At 72.0% G+C, this 1181-nt stretch carries 1 protein-coding gene; it reads left to right on the forward strand.

The window, feature by feature from the left end; all coding sequences use genetic code 11:
* Positions 1–1181 (forward strand): polysaccharide biosynthesis/export family protein (locus J1C47_RS23515; protein WP_207353228.1); only part of this gene is annotated, 1181 nt, incomplete at both ends.

A 1181-nucleotide genomic window follows, 5' to 3' on the forward strand; every position in this document is an offset into this window, starting at 1 on the left:
CCGGGGGCGAGGTCGTGCGCAGGAAGGCCGTGAGGGCGCGGGGCGGCTGCGCGCGGCTGGTTCTGGCGGGGTTGGCGGCGGGGCTGTTGTCCGGCTGCGCGGCGCTGCCCTCGGCGGGGCCGACGGCCGGCGCCTTCGTCGGCAATGTCGACGAGAGCGCGGTGCAGTGGCGCGACGGCTATCTGCTGGTTCCCGTCGACCGCACGGTGCTCGCCTATCAGGGCGAGGAGCCGCGGCCGAGCTTCCGCTCGATCGCCGGCTTGTCCCTGCCCGGCGACACCGGCATCGGCGTCGGCGACGTCGTCGAGGTGACGCTGTTCGAGGCCGGCGTCGGCGGGCTGTTCTCCTCGCTCAACGCCGGCGGCCAGGGCTCCTCCTCGGTGCATCTGCCGGCCCAGCAGGTCGCCCGCGACGGCTCGATCACCATCCCCTATGCCGGGCGCATCCGCGTCGCCGGCTCGACGGCGGCGACCGTCGAGAAAAGGATCGTCGCCGCCCTGAAGGACCGGGCGATCGAGCCGCAGGCCGTCGTCGCGGTGTCGCAGGGCAATTCGACGACGGTGACGGTGACCGGCGATGCGATCGGCGGCGCCTCGGTGCCGATCCCGACCTCGGGGCTGAAGATCCTCGACCTGATTGCGAGGGTCGGCGGGCCGAAGACGCCGATCTACGAGACCGCGGTGTCGCTGACCCGCGGCGGGCGGACGGTGCAGATGCCGTTCTCCGAACTCGTCGACGATCCGACCGAGGACGTCTATGTGCGCCCCGGCGACGTCGTGCTCATGACCCGCCAGCCGCGCACCTACGTGGCGCTGGGGGCGACGGGGCGCAGCGACCAGCTGCCGCTGCAGGGCTACGAGATGTCGCTCGCCGAGGCGCTGGCGCAGGTCGGCGGGCTCAATCCGGCGCTCGCCAATCCGATGGGGGTCTTCGTCCTCAGGCGCGAGGCGGGGGCGGAGATGCTCGCCCGCTACGAGGGCGAGGCGTTCAAGCACAGCGATCCGGGCGATCCGGAGGCGACGCGGCTGACCGGCCAGGTGCCGGTGGTCTACCGCTTCAACCTGCGCGAACCGTCCGGGCTGATCTTTGCCCAGGACTTCAAGATCCGCTCCGGCGACATGGTCTATGTCGCGACCGCTCCCTACGTCCCGGTCAAGCAGGTCTTCGACGCCTTCAACGGC

It is taken from the genome of Jiella sonneratiae (assembly GCF_017353515.1).
Lineage (GTDB): Bacteria > Pseudomonadota > Alphaproteobacteria > Rhizobiales > Rhizobiaceae > Jiella > Jiella sonneratiae.